The sequence below is a fragment of the Variovorax sp. VRV01 genome (genome assembly GCF_014852545.1).
Lineage (GTDB): Bacteria > Pseudomonadota > Gammaproteobacteria > Burkholderiales > Burkholderiaceae_C > Variovorax > Variovorax beijingensis_A.
Genome location: NZ_JACVBS010000001.1, coordinates 148,811 through 166,106 on the forward strand (window position 1 = coordinate 148,811; position 17,296 = coordinate 166,106).

General features: G+C 67.6%; 10 protein-coding genes. 9 read left to right on the forward strand and 1 reads right to left on the reverse strand.

The genetic code is table 11. The features are described from left to right. Positions 1-223 precede the first annotated feature (223 nt). The gene (locus IB278_RS00710) at positions 224-457 is read left to right on the forward strand and encodes a hypothetical protein (protein WP_192322381.1); all 234 of its coding nucleotides are present in this window, start codon (positions 224-226) and stop codon (positions 455-457) included. Positions 458-513: 56 nt separating this feature from the next. Here IB278_RS00710 and IB278_RS00715 read toward each other — a convergent pair whose 3' ends face one another. After that, positions 514-786 carry a DUF4242 domain-containing protein gene (locus tag IB278_RS00715; protein ID WP_145740102.1) on the reverse strand — a complete coding sequence of 91 codons (273 nt, stop codon included), beginning with the start codon at positions 784-786 and terminating at the stop codon, positions 514-516. 134 nt (positions 787-920) lie between these two features. Between IB278_RS00715 and IB278_RS00720 the strand changes: the two genes are divergently transcribed. From IB278_RS00720 to IB278_RS00755, 8 genes are all read left to right on the forward strand, one after another. Then, positions 921-1,934, forward strand: coding sequence for an AraC family transcriptional regulator (locus IB278_RS00720; protein WP_192322382.1), 1,014 nt, complete (start codon positions 921-923; stop codon positions 1,932-1,934). Positions 1,935-2,385: 451 nt separating this feature from the next. Beyond that, positions 2,386-4,701: a TonB-dependent receptor gene (locus IB278_RS00725; RefSeq protein ID WP_192322383.1), complete on the forward strand. Its 2,316-nt coding sequence runs from the start codon at positions 2,386-2,388 to the stop codon at positions 4,699-4,701. 1,024 nt (positions 4,702-5,725) lie between these two features. Continuing rightward, positions 5,726-6,853 carry a VWA domain-containing protein gene (locus IB278_RS00730; RefSeq protein WP_145740108.1) on the forward strand — a complete coding sequence of 376 codons (1,128 nt, stop codon included), beginning with the start codon at positions 5,726-5,728 and terminating at the stop codon, positions 6,851-6,853. Beyond that, positions 6,853-8,922 carry an SWIM zinc finger family protein gene (locus IB278_RS00735; protein WP_192322384.1) on the forward strand — a complete coding sequence of 690 codons (2,070 nt, stop codon included), beginning with the start codon at positions 6,853-6,855 and terminating at the stop codon, positions 8,920-8,922. The genes IB278_RS00730 and IB278_RS00735 overlap by 1 nt, the downstream gene beginning before the upstream one ends. Positions 8,923-9,016: 94 nt before the next feature. Beyond that, on the forward strand, positions 9,017-12,844 hold the full coding sequence (locus IB278_RS00740; RefSeq protein WP_192322385.1) for a DUF4132 domain-containing protein: 3,828 nt from the start codon (positions 9,017-9,019) through the stop codon (positions 12,842-12,844). Positions 12,845-12,887: 43 nt separating this feature from the next. Continuing rightward, on the forward strand, positions 12,888-14,009 hold the full coding sequence (locus IB278_RS00745; protein WP_145740112.1) for an ATP-binding protein: 1,122 nt from the start codon (positions 12,888-12,890) through the stop codon (positions 14,007-14,009). Continuing rightward, entirely contained in the window at positions 14,000-16,576 is a 2,577-nt protein-coding gene (locus tag IB278_RS00750; RefSeq protein WP_318646663.1) for a DUF5682 family protein, read from the forward strand. The genes IB278_RS00745 and IB278_RS00750 overlap by 10 nt, the downstream gene beginning before the upstream one ends. A gap of 232 nt (positions 16,577-16,808) precedes the next feature. Beyond that, positions 16,809-17,273, forward strand: a complete 465-nt coding sequence (locus tag IB278_RS00755; RefSeq protein WP_192322386.1) for a helix-turn-helix domain-containing protein — start codon at positions 16,809-16,811, stop codon at positions 17,271-17,273. Positions 17,274-17,296 lie beyond the last annotated feature (23 nt).

The window sequence follows — 17,296 nt, forward strand, 5'->3', positions numbered from 1 at the left end:
CCCCTGAAAAGCGGGGGCGCACTCGCCGCGCCGGCCGCATGAATACTATGGTTTGTAGATAAGCGCACAGCAACACTACTGCCCGAGGGGCCGTGCAACCGCACCGGCATTCGGCGCCCATAATCCGCCTGCGACCGCGCCAGAGGCCGCATCGGATACCCCCGGCTCCGCTCCATTCGGGACGAGCCAGCCATATTTTTTCTGGCTTTCACGGGATGACATCATGAGCGTACTGCAGATGTTTCTACCGGCGTCCGAACCGGCGCGCAGCGAGGCCCTCGAGCTGATACGAAGAACACACCACCTGCCACGCCACCTCGTGAGAGGCACCGGGCGAAGAGGGCTGGGCGAATCCGGACCGGGCTTGCTGGTTGGGCCGGTGCAGAGCCAGCAGCAGGCGTCGTCGCGGGGCTTGCAGATCGTGGCCGCGCCGGAAGGCCGGCAGCAGGCCGAATGAGGGCGGCGCCTTCGCGCTGATCCGGCGGCCTTGTTCGGCCGCCCTGCTCAGTAGTCTCACTCGGCCGTGGCCGGGTCGATCACGCTGTACACCCGGTCCACCCGGTCGGCTGGAAAGCCGCCGAGTTCCGCATGCCTGCGCACCAGCGCCTCGTTGGCCGCCTGGTAGATGCAGTAGATCCGGTCGTCGGTCACGTAGCTGTGGATCCACTGGATCTCGGGGCCCATGCTGCCCAGCACGCCGCAGGACTTCTGCGAAATGGCTTTCAGGTCTGCCGGCGTGAACTTGCCGGCGCCGGGGATGTGCCGTTCGATGAGGAATTTGGGCATGGCGATACTCCTGTCTGGATAAAATCGGTCGGAGCGACCAAGACCTATGGTGCCGACGCGAAGCACCGTTGTATTGCCCGCTGCGCCGGACTTGTTGACCGAAACCCCGCCCTCGCTTGCCCCGGGAGGTGACCATGGATGTCTTGTCGGACGTGCTGCGGACCATCCGCCTGGAGGGCGCGCTGTTCCTCAACGGGGACATGCATGCGCCCTGGTGCTTCAAGGTGCCCAAGGGCGCGCACATGGCGCAACTGCTCAGGCCCGGCGCGCAGCGGCTGGCCATCTGCCACCTCGTGCTGCAAGGCGAATGCTGGGCCCAGGTCGACGGCGGAGAACCGATCCGCGCGCATGCCGGCGACGTGATCGCCGTGCCGCATGGCGACTCGCATGTGCTGGGCAGCGGCCTGCTCCAGGCGGCGGTGGATGTGGCGCATGTGGTGAACCCGCGCGCGCCCGAACTGGAGCGCATCCGCTACGGCGGCAATGGTGAGCGCACGGTGCTGGTGTGCAGCTGGTTCGCATACGAAGGCGATGCGCCCAACCCCCTCATGGCGAACATTCCGCGCCTGTTCACCACGTCGCTGCGCAGCAGGCCGGCGGGCCCGTGGATCGAGCAGTCCGTCAACTACGTGCTGGGCGATGCGGCATCGCGCACGCCCGGTTCCGAGATGGTCGCCGCCAAGGTGGCGGAGGTGCTGTTCGCCGAAGTGCTGCGCGGCTACATCGAATCCATGCCCGCCAACAATCCCGGCTGGCTGGCGGGCCTGCGCGACCCCCACGTGAGCCGCTGCCTGGCGCTGATGCACGGCGAACCCGCACGCAACTGGACGGTCGACGAGCTGGCGCAGGAGGTTCACGTCTCGCGCAGCGTGCTGGCGGACCGCTTCACCGAGCTGGTAGGCGCGCCGCCCATGCACTACCTGGCGCGCTGGCGCATGATCCTGGCCGCCGGCATGCTGCGCAAGGACCAGGGCAACCTGGCGCGCATTGCCGAAGGGGTCGGCTACGAATCGGAAGCGGCTTTCAACCGCGCATTCAAGCGCGAGTACGGCGTGTCGCCGGGGGTTTGGCGGCAGAACGGGGCGCGGGCCTCGGTGCCGGATGCGGTGCTTCGACAGGAATCGCAGGTATGTCAAAAATCCGCATGAATATTGAATTCTTTGGGCTGGCACAAAAAAGATACCAACAAAAGTACCGTCGAATTTCAATCCATGGCTTGGATGCATCGTAGGAGGACCCCTTCGAGCCGATTTTGTCGACGCTGCGGTCGACGGGCCTTCCGAGATCAAGCTGTACTGATCTTCGGCGTTCATTTCGAACTGCCGATCTGCTGAAAGCCTGATTCCTCGCAGCTAACGCAGGCGCCTCGGCTGATGCCGCAGCAGCCACCGCCGGCTTGCCCCCACCGCTGTTGCCGCTGCTCCGGAAGACGACCGCGCCGCCTCCTCGGCCGCCAACCGCTCGGCCTGCTCCGGGTCGACGCCGCCACCGGGCGGCGCTGCCCGACGGTCCAGTACAGCCAGGTGAGCTCGGCATTGACCGCGCCGGCCAGGCGCTGGCGGCTGGCGGTGATCAGCGCGCGTTCACTAGAGTATGCGCATGTCCTTCTGCCCATGCGATCTCCTCGCCCGTTCCCTGGCCGTCAGCGCGCTCGCCCTCGGGTTCGCCGTGGAGGCCCATGCACAGCCGACGCCTTTGGACGATGGCGAAACGCTCCCCGCCATCACCGTGGATGCCAGGGGCCGTTCGGAAGCCGCCCAGCAAGTTCCGATCCCGCTGACTTCGATCGATGGCGAGGCCCTCGAGACGCAGCAAAGCTGGCGGCTCGAAGACCTGCAGCAATGGTTGCCGAGTACCAGCATCACCTTCGGCGATCCGCGGCAATCGGCCATCGCGGTGCGCGGCGTCGGCAGGAATCCATCGAACGACGGCCTCGAGGGCAGCACGGGCATCTACCTCGACAACGTCTACCTGGGCCGCGCGGGCATGGCGACATTCGACCTGCTCGACATCGAGCGCGTGGACCTGCTGCGCGGGCCGCAAGGGACGCTATTCGGCAAGAACACGACCGCTGGCGTGCTGGCGTTGCACACGCGGCCGCCGAGCCGCGAGACCGAGCGCAGCCTGCAACTCTCGATCGGACAGCGCGGCCTTGCGCAGGGGCAAGCCATCTTCTCGGGCGCCTTGTCGGAAGAGACGGCGGGCCGGCTGCTGGTGTACGGCACCCATGAACGCGGCAACATCGAGAACATCTACGATGGCGGCAGCGTCAACGGAGGCAATCGATCCGGCATTCGCGGCCAGTGGCTGCTGCGCCGTGGCGACGCCTTCAGCCTGCGCCTGATCGCAGATGCGCACCGCGAGCGCTCCACGTACGGCACCCGCGTCATCTACTCGCTGGGAAGCGGACCGGCGGCAGCCCGCGCACGGGCCGGCGGCGCCACCGGCATCGTCACCGACCCGCGGCGCTATGCGGTCAACACCGACGGCGTAGAGCGGGTCGATCTCGACCAGGGTGGCGTGTCGGCCGAAGCGAGCTGGAAGCTCGGGTCCGGCGCCACCGTCACGTCCATCACCGCCGGCCGCTCATGGAAGTTCGTGCCGACGACCAATGACAACCTCAATATCCCCGTGCTGATCGACGGCGGCTCCCGCGTGCGCCAGCAGCAGTTCTCGCAGGAGCTGCGCTACGCGGGGCCCACCGGCGGTGCGGTCGACTATGTGGTGGGCGCGTTCTACATGCGCCAGCGCATGCGCAACGAGATATTCACCGTGTTCGGTCCGCGGGCGGACATCGTTCTGCAGGGAACGTCCTTGCCGGTGCTCGCCAACGCGAGCACCGTGAGCTTCGGCGCGCTCGACACGGAGAGCTTCGCGCTCTTCTCCCAAGCCACCTGGCACGCCACGTCCAGGCTCGACCTCACGGCCGGCCTGCGCATCACGCAGGAGCGCAAGGACGGGCGCACCCATCGCGGCGATTCGACCGGTGGTGCCGCTGCCACCGCGTTCCTGCGCAATCGTCCGATCGTGCTTGGTGCCTACGACACAGGCCCCCTGGCCATCCGGAAGACCAGCCCATCGGCGCTCCTGGGTGCGAGCTACCGGCTGGATGACGATGCGATCGGCTACGCGAGCTTTTCGCACGGCGAGCGGTCGGGCGGGATCAATCTGGCGGGGCCGGGTGCCGCTCCCGGCCCGCTCGGCGCCTCGTCGCTGATCATCGGGCCCGAACGTGTCGACAGCCTGGACGTCGGCGTCAAGAGCAGCCTGTGGAATGATCGCCTGACACTCAACCTGAACGCCTTCTTGGCAGGCGTGCGCGGCTACCAGACGTCGATGTTCGTGCCCGCCGGCGCAGGCGCGGGCAACTACGTCGAGATCCTCACGAATGCGGGCGATCTCCGTAGCCGGGGACTGGAGCTGGATGCCACTGCGCGACCGACGCGCGGGCTGACCGTGTGGGCCAACGCTGCCTTCAACGATGCACGCTATCGACGCTATGAGGACGCGCCTTGTCCGTCAGAACGCGCGTTCATGCCGCAGGGGCGCTGCAGCCTGACCGGACGGCAGGTTGCCGGGACGCCGCGCTGGACATTCAACGTGGGCGCCGAATACCGCAGGTCCGTGAGCCCCACCACCCAGCACTTCGTTTCAGCGGCGTACGCGTGGCGGTCCGCACAGGACGGCACGCTCGACGGGTCGGTCCACTCGCGCATCCCGGCCTATGGCCTGCTGAACCTCGCCACCGGTTGGAAGGTCGCACGGGGCAATGAAATCTGGAGCATTTCGCTTTGGTTGCGCAACGCGCTCGACAAGAAGTATTTCCCGACCGTGGCCGCGACCGCGAACGGTGCCTACGTGGCATCGGTCGGGACGCCGCGCACGCTGGGACTGACAGTCCGGCTGGACTACTGACCTGTTGGATTCCGCCGATCTCTGACCCCAGTACCTGCACGAATCTGCTGCACGGACAGCCGGAAGGCATTGATGTGAGAACGCCTGTGTGAGGCGCTTGGCCCTTCCCAAGGCCGCGGTCGATGCGCCGGCGATGAAGTAGCGCAGCGATCAGAGTTCCATAAGCCCTGGATTCTGAACCGCGTCGGCAGGGCGCCGGGCCTGCCACGCCGGCGGTCCAGGCCCGCCGGTTTCGTGCCACGTCGCCGGCTACATCCAATTTGGACGCTCCTTCGCGGCTCACGCACGATCTATCTCGATGTTGCCGCTGCTGCGTCCTCTTTGCTTGATCGTCTACTACGACTTCCATGGCCAAGGAACTTACAAGAGCGACGAGCCCTTAGATTCGAGAAGACTACCCATCGGCGTGGTACGTCGAACAGGAAGCGTATCTCGCCACCCTCTGCAGACCCGGAGTGAAACGGCTGAGTAGCTTCGGCTTGCTCGTTGAACGCAAAAATCGCGCTCAACGTAAGGCAGCTTTGGAGAATTCTGTACAGCCGCTTAGGGCCCGAGTGGGCATCGAAGCCTTTGGTCATCGAGCTATCTGAAAATTGTGGGGGTGGGGCGGCTCAGCGGACCTGCACACAAGCTTCGATGGCAGCTTTCAGGGTGGCGATTTCCTGTGGCCCCAACGCTGTTGGTGACGGCGGCACGCTCGGCGCCTTTGTCGCTTGCATTTCCTGCACTGTTTCAAGGGCAGCAACGGGTCGTACATGCCCGTCGCTGCCGCCGCTCCCGCAAATCGACGATCACTGTGTCGCCGCCGACTTCCGCGGTCTGGTATCGGCCGTCGGGCGAGGTGAATGCGTAGGCCGCCACTTGCCCGGACAGAGGTGCGATCAGTGCAACAGACGGATGAAGCCTGGTCATGAGGAAAAGAGACGAGTAAGGCGTGAGCATGACGCGCGCTGCCGTCTGATAAGCTGCCGGCGCTCCTCTCCCCCGGCTGTTCCTTCCACCCGTCCTTGCGAACACATTGCGCATGTCGTCCGAAGAAACCCTGCGCCGCTGGCGCCTGATCCTCGGCCGCTATGCGGCGCAACCCCTGTCGCAAACGCAGTTCTCGGCGGGCGACTGGAGGCTCGACCAGGCGCTCGAATATCTCTACGGCCGTGAATACGAAGGCCGCGGCCTGGGCAGGCCCAATGGCGGGCCGGGTTCGCTCGACCCGAGCCAGTTGCGCGCGGTCGACTGGCTCAACCGCTCGCGGAGTCTATTTCCACAAGAGGTGTTCGAGCGCATGCAGACGCAGGCGATCGATCGCTACCAGCTGACCGACCTGCTCTCCGACCCGGCGGTGCTGCGCTCGCTCGACGCCACGCCCGGCCTCGCCAAGGCGCTGCTGGGCATGCGCGGGCGGCTGTCGGGCCAGATGCGCGACGCGGTGCGCGAGGTGATCCAGAAAACCGTCGACGAGATCACGCGCAAGCTCAGGAACGACTTCGTCAACGCGCTCGTCGGCCGGCGTAACCGCATGCGGCGCTCGCACATCAAGAGCGCGCAGAACTTCGATGCGCGCGCCACCATCGCGGCCAACCTCAAGCACTACGACGTGGAGCGCAGGCAAATCGTCATCGAGCATCCGCGCTTCAATGCGCGCGTGAAGCGCAACCTGCCCTGGGACGTGGTGCTTTGCGTCGACCAGAGCGGCTCGATGATGGATTCGGTGATCTACAGCGCCGTCATTGCCGGCATCATGAGCTCGCTGCCCGCGGTGCGCGTGAAGCTGGTGGTGTTCGACACCAGCGTGGTCGACCTCACGCACCTGGCGCACGATCCGGTCGAGGTGCTGCTCACGGTGCAGCTCGGCGGCGGCACAGACATCGGCCGTGCGGTGGCGTATTGCGAGTCGCTGGTGGGCAACCCGCAACGCACGGTGTTCGCGCTCATCAGCGACTTCATGGAAGGCGCCGCGCCCGGGCCGCTCCTGGCCGCGGTGCAGCGCATGGCACAGTCGCGCGTCAAGCTGCTCGGGCTGGCCGCGCTGGACGAATCGGCCAACCCCGTGTACGACCGGCAAATGGCGCAGCGCCTGGCCGACAAGGGCATGCACGTGGCGGCCCTCACGCCCACGCATTTCGCGCAGTGGCTCGCGGAAGTGATGAACTGATGGCCTGGTACGACGGCTATCGCGCCTACGACGACGACACACTGGCCACGCTCGCCAACCCTGGCTTGCTTCGGCGTGCCGCAAAGGACGTGGAGGCGGGCAAGATCGCATGGGCAGAGTACGGCACCGAAGCTGGCGTGGTGACGGCGGACGGCCAGCGCGTGCAGCTCGATGCACGCGGCCCGCAGCAGGCGCGTTGCGACTGCCCGGCACCGGGCATCTGCAAGCACATACTTGGCGCGGCGCTGTGGCTGCGTGCATTGGAGCCGGCCGCGCCAGGCAGGCCAGCCGGCGTGCCTTCGGACGGGCCGCAAGAGACACGCGCGCCGGCCGGTGCCGACCCGCTCGCGGAAATCCTCGCGCTCGATGCCGCGGCCCTTTTCAAGGCCGCGGGCGTGGCGGCCGTGCGGCGCGCCGCAGCCGCTGCCAGCAGCATTGTCGAATGGCGGGTGCAGGGAGGCGCGCTCGTCATGGACTTGCCCGAGCTCGGCGCCTCGTGCCGCTGGGTGGCAAGCGCGGGTTTTACGGGCATGGTGTCCGAGGTGCTTGCCGCGGAACGCAAGGCGGTGCACCTGATCGCCATTGCCGCGCTGCGCAGCGCGCACGGACGGCCCTTTGCATGGCCCGCGAGTGCACGGCCCGCGCCGGTCGAAGACACCGCGCGCCTCGGCGAGCGGGAGCGTGCGTTCCTGCTGCAGGTCGAGTCGATGCTGGAAGAACTGCTGACGGGCGGCCTCTCGCACGTGAGCGAGCTGACGTCGGCGCGCCTCTTGGCACTCAACATGTCCGCGCGCGGCGAGGGCTTGCCGCGCCTGGCGGCCTTGCTGCGCAACCTGGGCGGCACGGTCGACCTGCTGGTGCGGCGCGATCACCGCGCCGAGGAGCGCGACGCTTTTGCACTCATGGCGCGCATCCATGCGCTGTGCGCCGCGCTTGCGCGGGCCGAGGGCGGCCTCGCCGCGGCGTTGCGCGGCCGGCTCAAGCGCGACTTCGACGAATCGGCCGCCCTCGACCTGCTGCCCCTCGGTGCCCACTGGTGGCAGACGCGCGGCGGCGCGCGCGGCCTCACGGTGGCGTTCTGGGACCTGGCCGGTGCGCGCGTGCTGCAGGCCTCGCTCGCCCGGCCCGACGCAAGCGACACAGCCTTCACGCGCAGCAGCGCATGGTCCGCGAACGCGCTGTGGTCCGGCGCGGGCGCCGCGCAGAGCGTGTGCGAAGCCGCCTTGCGTCTCGAACAACCCCGCCTTGCCGAAGACGGCCGCCTGGCGCTTGGCGGCGCCACGCGTGCCCAGCCTCTGCCTGCCTGGGCGGCGGACGATCCGCGCCTGGAGTCGATCGGCTGCGGCAACTGGTCCGAACTCGGCGAGCGCTTGCGCGACGCCACCGGCCTTTCGGCCGAGCCTTTCGACGCCGTGCTGCTGCGGCCTTCGGACACGCGCCCGCCGGTGCTCGACGAAGCACAACAGCGCCTCGACTGGCTGGTGCAGGACGATGCGGGCCAGTGGCTGCGCCTTGGCATCCCCGTCGGCCCGGAGCACCGGCAGCGCGTCGACAACCTCGACCGCCTCGCCGCGCGCCGTGCTCCAGTGCATGCCGTGCTGGTGCGTATCGAGCGCTCTGCCGCGAGCACCGAACTCATGCCCGTCGCCGTGCTGAGCAGCAACGCGAAGAAGGCGCTGCAAGCGGTGTCGCTCGACTTTGCCGACGAGGCCGCGCGCACCACGTCGCTCGCCAACCGCATCCTGCGCATGCTCGAGGCGCGGCAGCAGCAGCGGCAGGCGGCGCCCGTGGGTGCGCCCACGCTGGCGGCGCGCCTGCTCGCTCCCCTGACAGAAGTGACCGAGACGCAGGCCGCCACCGGGCGCATGGCATTGACGGCGGCGCAGCGGCAGCGCCTGCACGATGCACTCGACCGCGCAAGCTCTGTCGGCCTGGAGGTGCTGTCGAGTGCGCTGCGTGCGCACCTCGCTGCGCCGGCTGCGGTGCCGTTGCTGAAGCTGGGCTTTCTGTGCCAGTTGCTTGGCGAACTCGACGGCTTGCCGGAGCAAAGGAAAGCGCAGCCGGCTTAGAACCTTTGGCTTCGGTTGTTTCCGCAGGCCGCGAACTGGCCGAAGCGTCACGTCCAACTGCCAAAATCAGCGCCCAGGAGAACGAGGAGAACGCATGGGATTTCTGGACAAGATCTTGGGCGCCGTCACGGGCAGCGCCGGCACCGCAGCCGCCAACGGCCTGACGCGCGAGCAGGCGCAGCTGTTGAAGCAGGCCTTCGAGCCGCTCGAAAAAGCAGGCAAGGAGCTGCCCCAGAAGGGCACCGCGTTCCTGGTCGACGGCACGCAGGAAACCGTGCTGCTCGACCTGCAGGCTGCCAAGTCCTTCGAGCCAGGGCAACTGCTCGGAGCCCCCGGCCGCCTGCGTTGGGGTTTCAGCAACCACCAGAACAAGGCGCTGGAGAAGATCGGCAACCAGAGCCTCGAGCAGCGCGGCCGCTTCTACGCCAGCGTGGATGCCGGTGCTCCTGCGCTCGACGTGCTGGTGCGACTGGGCAAGCTGCTGGCTGCAGCCGACGGCGGACAGTCGCTCGAGCATCCCGGCGCGCCGGTGCCCGACTGGCTTCAGTACCTCATCAACGACGCGGTGTTCGCGAGCTTCAGCAAGAGCAGCTCCGGCAACGCTGCCGAGCGCGATCTCGCCAAGCACCGGCCCGCGTGGAACGTGCATCTCATTGCAGCCTTGCTTGCGCACGAAGGGCTCGATCCGCATGTCGCCCTGCAAGAGGTCTTCGAGCGCAAGGGACTGGACAGCTGGTACCACGACCGGCTCGACGGCCTGGTCGAGGCCCCTGCCGTCGCCGACTACATGCGCAGCCAGCGCGATGCCGCCGAGGCGTTGCCCGCAAAGCTGTCGGCTGCGGGCCGAGTTCTGCTGGCCAGGCGCATCGGCAAGGACAAGGCGCTTTTGAACGACTTTGCGCCGCTGTTCCTGCGCCTGGCCATCGACGGCAGCAAGACGGTGCGCGCCGAGGCGACGCCGCACCTCGAGGGCATTGCCGAGGCACAGCGGCTCGAACTCCTGGGGCAACTGCTCAAAGACGGCGACACCACCCAGCGCACGCAGGCCGCCGAACTGCTTGCGCGCCTGCCGGGTGACGCCGCGCGCGCGTTGCTCGCCGTGGCGGCCGGCACCGAGACCAGCAAGGCCGTGCAGCAGGCCATCCGCTCGGCCATGTCGCGGCTCGACGCCGCGGGCGACGCGGGCGAGCTCGAATTGCCCGAGCCGCCGGCCTGGCAACCCTTCGAGGACATTCCGCTTGGTGAAGAGGCGGTGCAGTTGCTCATTGCCAACCGCATCGAGCTGCTCGAGAAGAACCGCGTCGCGGCCGAGGCCGAGATCGAGGAGAACAAGGCCTCCAAGCAGACCTACAGGTACAAGTGGCGCCAGGACAACTACGCCGCCCACAAGAAGCTCACCGACGAGGACATGCGCGTGGCCGTGCGCGTGCTCAATGGACAGGGCAGCAAGAACGACCAGAACCGCGCGAAGAACGGCCAGCTGCAGCAGGTCGTGGGTTTCGGCAATCGCCTGCAGTCGATGCCGGGGTTCGGCATGCCGCACTTGATCCGCTGGCTGGCCGTGTCGCGCCACTGGACCAGCTTCTGGTTCGACGACGGCTTTCACAAGTGGCTCGGCCGCCAGCCCGTGGGCTCGGTCGACCTGCGCGCGCTGGCCGAGCTGCTCAAGCGCTCCGGCATGCCGATCGACGATGTGGCGCACACCGCGCTTTACCAGTATTGGAACCAGGCCACAGCGGTCGAGGTGTTGCCGGCCGACCGCGTGTGGCCTTTCTTCGCGGAGCACCCCGAGTACATCGACGAAGGCCTGGGCCTTGTCGCGCCGCCAAAGCGGGAAGGCCGCCAGACCCAGCTCGACCTGAACGCCACGCTGCGCACGCTGGCGGTCTTTCCGACCGTGCAGGCACGTTGGCTGCCGCGGGTTATGGAACTGGCGCTCGGCGAAGGCAAGACGCACCGCGCGGCCGCGCAGAAGGCACTGTCGATGCTGCCCGACATCGGCCGGCGCGTGGTCGAGTCGCTCGGCGCCACCAAGAGCGAGGTGCGCATCGAGGCCGCCAACTGGCTGGCTGAGCTCAGGTACGCCGAGGCCGTGCCCGCCATTACCAAGGCGCTCGAGAAGGAAACCCGCGAGACCGTGCGCGCGGCCTACCTCACGGCGCTCGAGGCGCTGGGCGACGACATCTCCGCGCGCCTTGCACCGGCGATTCTTCTGGCCGAGGCGAAGAAGGGCCTGAAGGCCAAGCCCCCGGCGGGCCTTGCGTGGTTCTCTCTCGACGCGCTGCCCGCCTGCAAATGGCTGGACGGCAGCCCGGTAGAACCCGAGATCGTGCGCTGGTGGGTGGTGCTCGCCTGCAAGCTCAAGGAGCCGGGCGGCAACGCGCTGCTCACGCGCTACCTCGGCCTGCTCGATGCAGCCAGCCGCCAGGCCATCGGCAGCCTGGTGCTGCGCCAGTTCATCGCACACGACACGCGCCACCCCACGCTCGACGAAGGCATTGCGCATGCCAACGCCCATGCACCGCAGCGCTACCAGGGCAACCAGCAGCGCTACCAGAACGCGAAGGCCGAGCACAAGCAGTACTACGAAGCCGACTTCCAGAAGACGCAGGAGCAGGTCTTCGAGGAGTGCAAGCGCGAGAAGATGGGCGAATACCTCGGCAGCGCGATTGGCGAAAAAGGCACTCTTGCCCTGACCGCCCATGCGCCGGGGCACGAGGTCGTCACGCTGCTGCAGCAGTACATGCGCGACCATTACCAGCGCCGCTCGCAGATCGAAGCCATGCTCGAAGGCGTGGCACCGGGCAACGACCCAGTGGTGATCCAGTTGCTGCTGGGCATATCGCGCCGCTACCGCACTGCCTCTGTCCAGGAGAAGGCGCGCGCGCTGGTGCAGCAGATTGCCGACCGCAACGGCTGGACGCAGGACCAGCTCGCCGACCGCACCATTCCCACCGCGGGCCTGGACGACACCGGCAAGCTCGAGCTCGCGTACGGCGACCGCATCTTCACCGTGGTGCTCGACGCCGCGATGAAGCCCGAACTGCGCAACCCAGAAGGCAAGATCGTCAAGGCCCTGCCCGAGCCGCGCCAGAACGACGACCCCGTGCTCATCAAGGATGCGAAGGCCCAGTTCTCGACCAGCAAGAAAGAGCTCAAGCAGGTCATCGACCTGCAGACCGCGCGCCTGTTCGAAGCCATGTGCACCGGCCGTATCTGGCCGCAGGCCGAGTGGCGCGAATACCTGCACCGGCACCCGATTGCCGGGCGTCTGATACAGCGGCTCGTGTGGCTCGAACTGGATGCGGAAGGCGCGGTGCGCGGCAGCTTCCGGCCCACCGAGGACGGCAGCCTGATCGACACGCAAGACGACGAGGTCGAGCTTGCGGCCGACAGCCAGCTGCGCCTGGGTCACGCTTCGCTGGTCGACGAAGGCACAGCGGCCACGTGGAACAAGCACTTCAAGGACTACAAGCTGGTGCCGCTCTTCGCGCAGATGACGCGCAAGTCCCCTGCAGTAGCGTTTATCGACGACAAGGGCCAGCCGGTGAGCGAAATCAACGACAGGCTGGGCTGGATCAGCGACACCTTCACGCTGCGCGGCAGCTTTGCCAAGCTCGGCTACCAGCGCGCCCAAGCCGAGGACGGCGGCTTCTTCTACCAGTACACCAAGGAGTTTTCGTCGGCCGGCGTGCGCGTGGCCATCGAGTTCTCGGGCAACACCCTGCCGGAAGAGAACGTGCCCGCGGCGCTCAAGACGCTGGGCTTCGAGGACATGAAGACCCGCGGCTACAGCGACCGGGCGCTGCCGCTGTCGAGCGTGCCGCCAGTGCTCCTGGCCGAGGCCTATGCGGACTACCTGGCCATCGCACAGGCCTGCGCCGGGTTCGACGCGGGCTGGGAAAAGAAGATGCCGTGGTAAGCCCGCCGCGCCGCCCCGCAGAAAAACCAGCAGCAACATCATCATGAGCACCGGCACATCACCGTCTTCTTCCCCCGCGACCCAGGCCGTGCGCCTTGCCCCCGAGGCGCGCTATGCGGACGAGCTCGCGCGGCTGCATGCGGCCGACACCGATGCGCGGCCCACCGGATGGAAGCTCTCGCCGCGCGCGGTGCGGCGCTTCATCCTCGGCGACGAGAAGCTGCAGGTGAGCCGCAAGTTCTACGGCGATGATCCGCTGGTCGACCGCGCCATCGTGACGCTCATGGGCCACCAGGGCCTCATGCTGGTGGGCGAGCCAGGCACCGCGAAGTCGCTGCTCTCGGAGCTGCTTGCAGCCGCCGTCAGCGGTGATTCGGGCCTCACGGTGCAGGGCACCGCCGGCACCACCGAAGACCACATCAAGTACAGCTGGAACTACGCACTGCTGCTGGCCGAGGGGCCGAGCCAGCGCGCGCTGGTGCCTTCTGCGCTCTACCAGGCCATGCGCGCGGGCAAGCTGGTGCGCTTCGAGGAAATCACGCGCTGCCCGCCCGAGATCCAGGACGTGCTGATTTCGTTGATGAGCGACAAGCAGCTCATGATTCCAGAGCTGGGCGACGATGCCCGGCTCTATGCACAGCGCGGCTTCAACATCATTGCCACGGCCAACCTGCGCGACCGCGGCGTGCACGAGATGTCGTCCGCGTTGAAGCGCCGGTTCAACTTCGAAACGGTAAAGCCCATCCGGGACCATTCGTTCGAAGTCGAACTGGTGATGGCCCAGCTGAAGCGCGAACTCGACGGCGGCGGCGAGTCGCCGGTCGATGTGCCGCGCGACGTGGTGGCGCTGCTGGTTACCACCTTCCAGGAGTTGCGCGCGGGCCAGACGCAGGATGGCACCGCCATCAAGGGCCTCGATGCCGTGATGTCCACGGCCGAGGCGGTGAACGTGGGTTATGCGGCGGCCCTGCAGGCGCGCCATTTCAACGGCGGCCGGCTCACCGTGCGCGAGATCGCGGGCCAGCTGCAAGGCGTTGTTCTGAAGGACAGCACCGACGATGTGAAGCGCGTGCGCCACTACTTCGACACCGTCGTGCGCGAACGCGGCAAGCGCGACGCGCAATGGAAGGCCTTTCACGACGCGGCACGTGCGCTGTGGCAGTAGTTGCAGAAGCCGGCAGCGTTCTGCCTGCCGGGCTGGAGGCCGCGCGCGGCCGGCTGTTCGGCGAGGGCGGCGAGGGCGTGTTCTTCGTGCCCGTGAGGCACCACAGCCCGGCCTGTGCATTCGCATTGAGGGCGCTGCTGCGCGAGGTCAGGCCGGCGGCTGTGCTGATTGAAGGACCGGACGACCTGGACGCACTGCTGCCGCTGCTGCAGCACCCGCAAACCACCGCCCCCGTTGCATGGCTGTGCCAAAGCACCCGGCAGGTTCCGGTCGATGACCCCGACTCGGAAGAGAAGACGCACACGGGATCGCGCACGTCGTTCTTTCCCTTTTGCGACTACAGCCCCGAGTGGATTGCGGTGCGCGAAGGGGCGGCGCTCGGCGCGCGCCTGGGGCTGATCGATCTTCCCTGGAGCGACAAGGCCTGGCATCGCGACGAAGGCGACGAGGGTGGGGGCGACGAAGGCGATGCACGCGACGCAGCGCGCAGCCTGATGGAAGAGCGCCATTTCGCGCACAGCCGCTACCTCAACGCCATGGCCGCCCAGATCGGCTGCGTCGACCATCAGGAGCTGTGGGACCGCCTGTTCGAACTGCGCACGTCGGTCGCTCTCGGCCACTGGCGTGCCTTCTTTTCCGACGTGTTCAGCTGGTGCGCCATGGCGCGGCTCGACTACGAGCCCGAGGTGCTCGAGGCCGAGCTGAGCCTGCCGCGGGAGCGCCACATGGCGGCGCATATCCGTCGCTGGCGCAACGAGGTCGAGGGGCCGATCGTGGTCGTCACCGGCGGCTTCCACACGCTCGAGCTGGTCAACCAGTGGCAAAAGGCCAAGCCCTCGAAGGCGCCCGCCGGCAAGGACGCACCAGACAACGCATGGCTGATCCGCTACAGCTTCGAGCGGCTCGACGCGCTCAACGGCTATGCCTCGGGCATGCCGTCGCCCGGCTACTACCAGCAGGTGTGGGACCGGCTGGAGGCTGGCGAAGCCGATCCGTTCACCGCGGTGACGCTCGACAGCCTCGCCCGCTTTGCGCGCCAGACCCGTGCGCAGGACCAGGTCGATGCGGTGTCCACCGCGCTGGTGCAAGCCGCCGCCGCGCAGGCCATGCGGCTCGCGTCGCTGCGCGGCAATGCGGGGCCGGGCCGTCAGGATCTGCTCGATGCGATCCGCTCCTGCTTCATCAAGGGGGCGATCGACGAAGGTACGCGCGGCTTTACCGCCGACCTGCGCAACTTCCTGAGCGGCACGCGCATCGGCGACGTGCCGCCTTCGGCCGGCTCGCCGCCGCTGATCGAGGACGCACGGCGGCTCGCCCGCCAGGCCGGTGTGCGGCTGGACGACAGCACCGCGCGCGTGGCGCGGCTGGATCTTTATCGAAAGCCTTCGCACCGCGAGCGCAGCCGCTTCTTCCATGCCATGGCGTACCTCGATGCCGGGCTCGGCACCTGGCTCGCGGGCCCGGATTTTCTTGGCAACAGCCGTTTGCATTTGCTGTTCGAAGAGTGGCGCGCCGCCTGGTCGCCGCTGGTGGAGGCGCGGCTGATTGAACTGGCGGGCGATGGCGCAAGCGTGGAGGCCGTCTGCATGGCCAAGCTGCGAAAGGAAGAGATCGCGCTGTCCGACGAGGGCCGCGGACGCAGCGCGAGCGCGGCCGTGGCGCTGTTGCTGCGCGCCTGCCTGGTCGGGCTGCAGTCGCGCCTGCCCCAGCTGCTCTCGATGCTTTCCACGCACCTCGACGAAGATGCCTCGCTCGGCTCGGTGGTCGAGTGCGGGCATCGGCTCGTCACGCTCTGGCGTGCGCGGGAGCCGCTGGGCGTGCAGCAGCATCCGCAGCTGCGCAGCCTGCTGGAGCGGGTATGGCCCGCGGCGCTGTTCCTGCTGCCCGATGTGGGCGGGTGCCCAGAAGAAGGTGAGGCGGGCGCGGTGAAGCAACTGCTTTCGCTGCGCGAGCTTGGGCGCCTGCTGGCCTCGCTGCAAGGCGAACCGGGGGAAGCCGGTGACGGTGCCATCGACCTCGACCTGCTGCGTACGCAACTCGAACGATTCGCGACCGGCGCGTCGGCCGCGCCCGCGGTGGCCGGCGCTGCTTCGGCCCTGCTGTACCTCGATGGACACTGGGACGAGAACGCGCTCGACACCGTGGTGCGGCAACGCTTCGGCGCGGGCGCGCAGCCGCGCGACGCGGTACGTTTTCTCAACGGGGTGATGGCCGCGGCGCCCGAACTGCTGCTGCGCCTGCCCGCGCTGCTCGAAGGCCTCGACGGCCTGGTGCAGGGCTGGGACGCCGAGGCTTTCGTGGCGCATCTGCCCGATCTGCGGCAGGCCTTCACGCGCCTCAAGCCGCAAGAGACGTCCGACCTGGCCGGCCGCATTGCCGCGCTGCATGGCATGGGCGAAACAGGGGGCCAGGCGCTCTACCAGATGCACTACGAAACCACCGAACAAGACCTGCACGAAGGCGCGCAACTGCAGCTCGCGCTGGTCGAGTGCATGCGCCGCGACGGGCTTGCCGCGTGGCTGGCGGCCCCAGAGCACAAGAAGAACAACATCGAGAGCCCGACATGACCATCGATCTCCAGACGCTCAAGTGCGGCGAATGCGGCAGCAGCGCGCTCAAACGCCCCTCTTGGGAGGCATGGCCACCAGACTGGTGGCCGCAGGATCCGGCCGCTGAATGAAGGCACCCGCTGACAAGCGTGCCATCTTCTTTCCGGCGCCCATCAGTTGCGAATATTGCGTTTAATGCGTATATTTCGCTTGGGGCGCCGGCGTAGCGCCAGCTATGAAAGGACCCAGCATGACCCAGATACTCGACCCAGCCAGCGAAATGGAAGCGGAAATGGCCGGTGCGGCGACGGCGTGCCTGGTTGCGGCCCTGGGTCACTCGAAGGCAAAAGCGATCAAAATAACCATCGAAGTGGACGGGGACGGCAAGGGCGAAGCCCCGGTTCTGCTCCTGCCTCCGCGTGCCTTGCACTTCCTTGCCGACGTGTTGCGCCAGATGGCCAAGCGCGAGCCGATGATGCTCGTCCCGCAGAAGCGGGAACTCACGACGCAGCAAGCTGCGGCACTCCTGAATGTGTCGCGCCCCTTCGTGATCAAGGAGATCGAGGCTGGCCGGCTGAAGTGCCGGCTGATCAACCGGCACCGCCGCATCGAGTTCGAAGAGCTCATGCGCTACAAGGACGAGCAGAAGCAGCGGTCGGCCGGCGCCCTCAAACGATTGAACGACCTCTCCCAGGAGATGGGCGAGGAGCTGTGAGTGACAGGAAGCGCCCGGTACAC

Excerpts from the sequence above, each read along its gene's own strand:
- IB278_RS00710 (WP_192322381.1), top strand. The coding sequence starts at position 224 with ATGAGCGTACTGCAGATGTTTCTACCGGCGTCCGAACCGGCGCGCAGC.
- IB278_RS00715 (WP_145740102.1), bottom strand. The coding sequence starts at position 786 with ATGCCCAAATTCCTCATCGAACGGCACATCCCCGGCGCCGGCAAGTTC.
- IB278_RS00720 (WP_192322382.1), top strand. The coding sequence starts at position 921 with ATGGATGTCTTGTCGGACGTGCTGCGGACCATCCGCCTGGAGGGCGCG.
- IB278_RS00725 (WP_192322383.1), top strand. The coding sequence starts at position 2,386 with ATGTCCTTCTGCCCATGCGATCTCCTCGCCCGTTCCCTGGCCGTCAGC.
- IB278_RS00730 (WP_145740108.1), top strand. The coding sequence starts at position 5,726 with ATGTCGTCCGAAGAAACCCTGCGCCGCTGGCGCCTGATCCTCGGCCGC.
- IB278_RS00735 (WP_192322384.1), top strand. The coding sequence starts at position 6,853 with ATGGCCTGGTACGACGGCTATCGCGCCTACGACGACGACACACTGGCC.
- IB278_RS00740 (WP_192322385.1), top strand. The coding sequence starts at position 9,017 with ATGGGATTTCTGGACAAGATCTTGGGCGCCGTCACGGGCAGCGCCGGC.
- IB278_RS00745 (WP_145740112.1), top strand. The coding sequence starts at position 12,888 with ATGAGCACCGGCACATCACCGTCTTCTTCCCCCGCGACCCAGGCCGTG.
- IB278_RS00755 (WP_192322386.1), top strand. The coding sequence starts at position 16,809 with ATGACCCAGATACTCGACCCAGCCAGCGAAATGGAAGCGGAAATGGCC.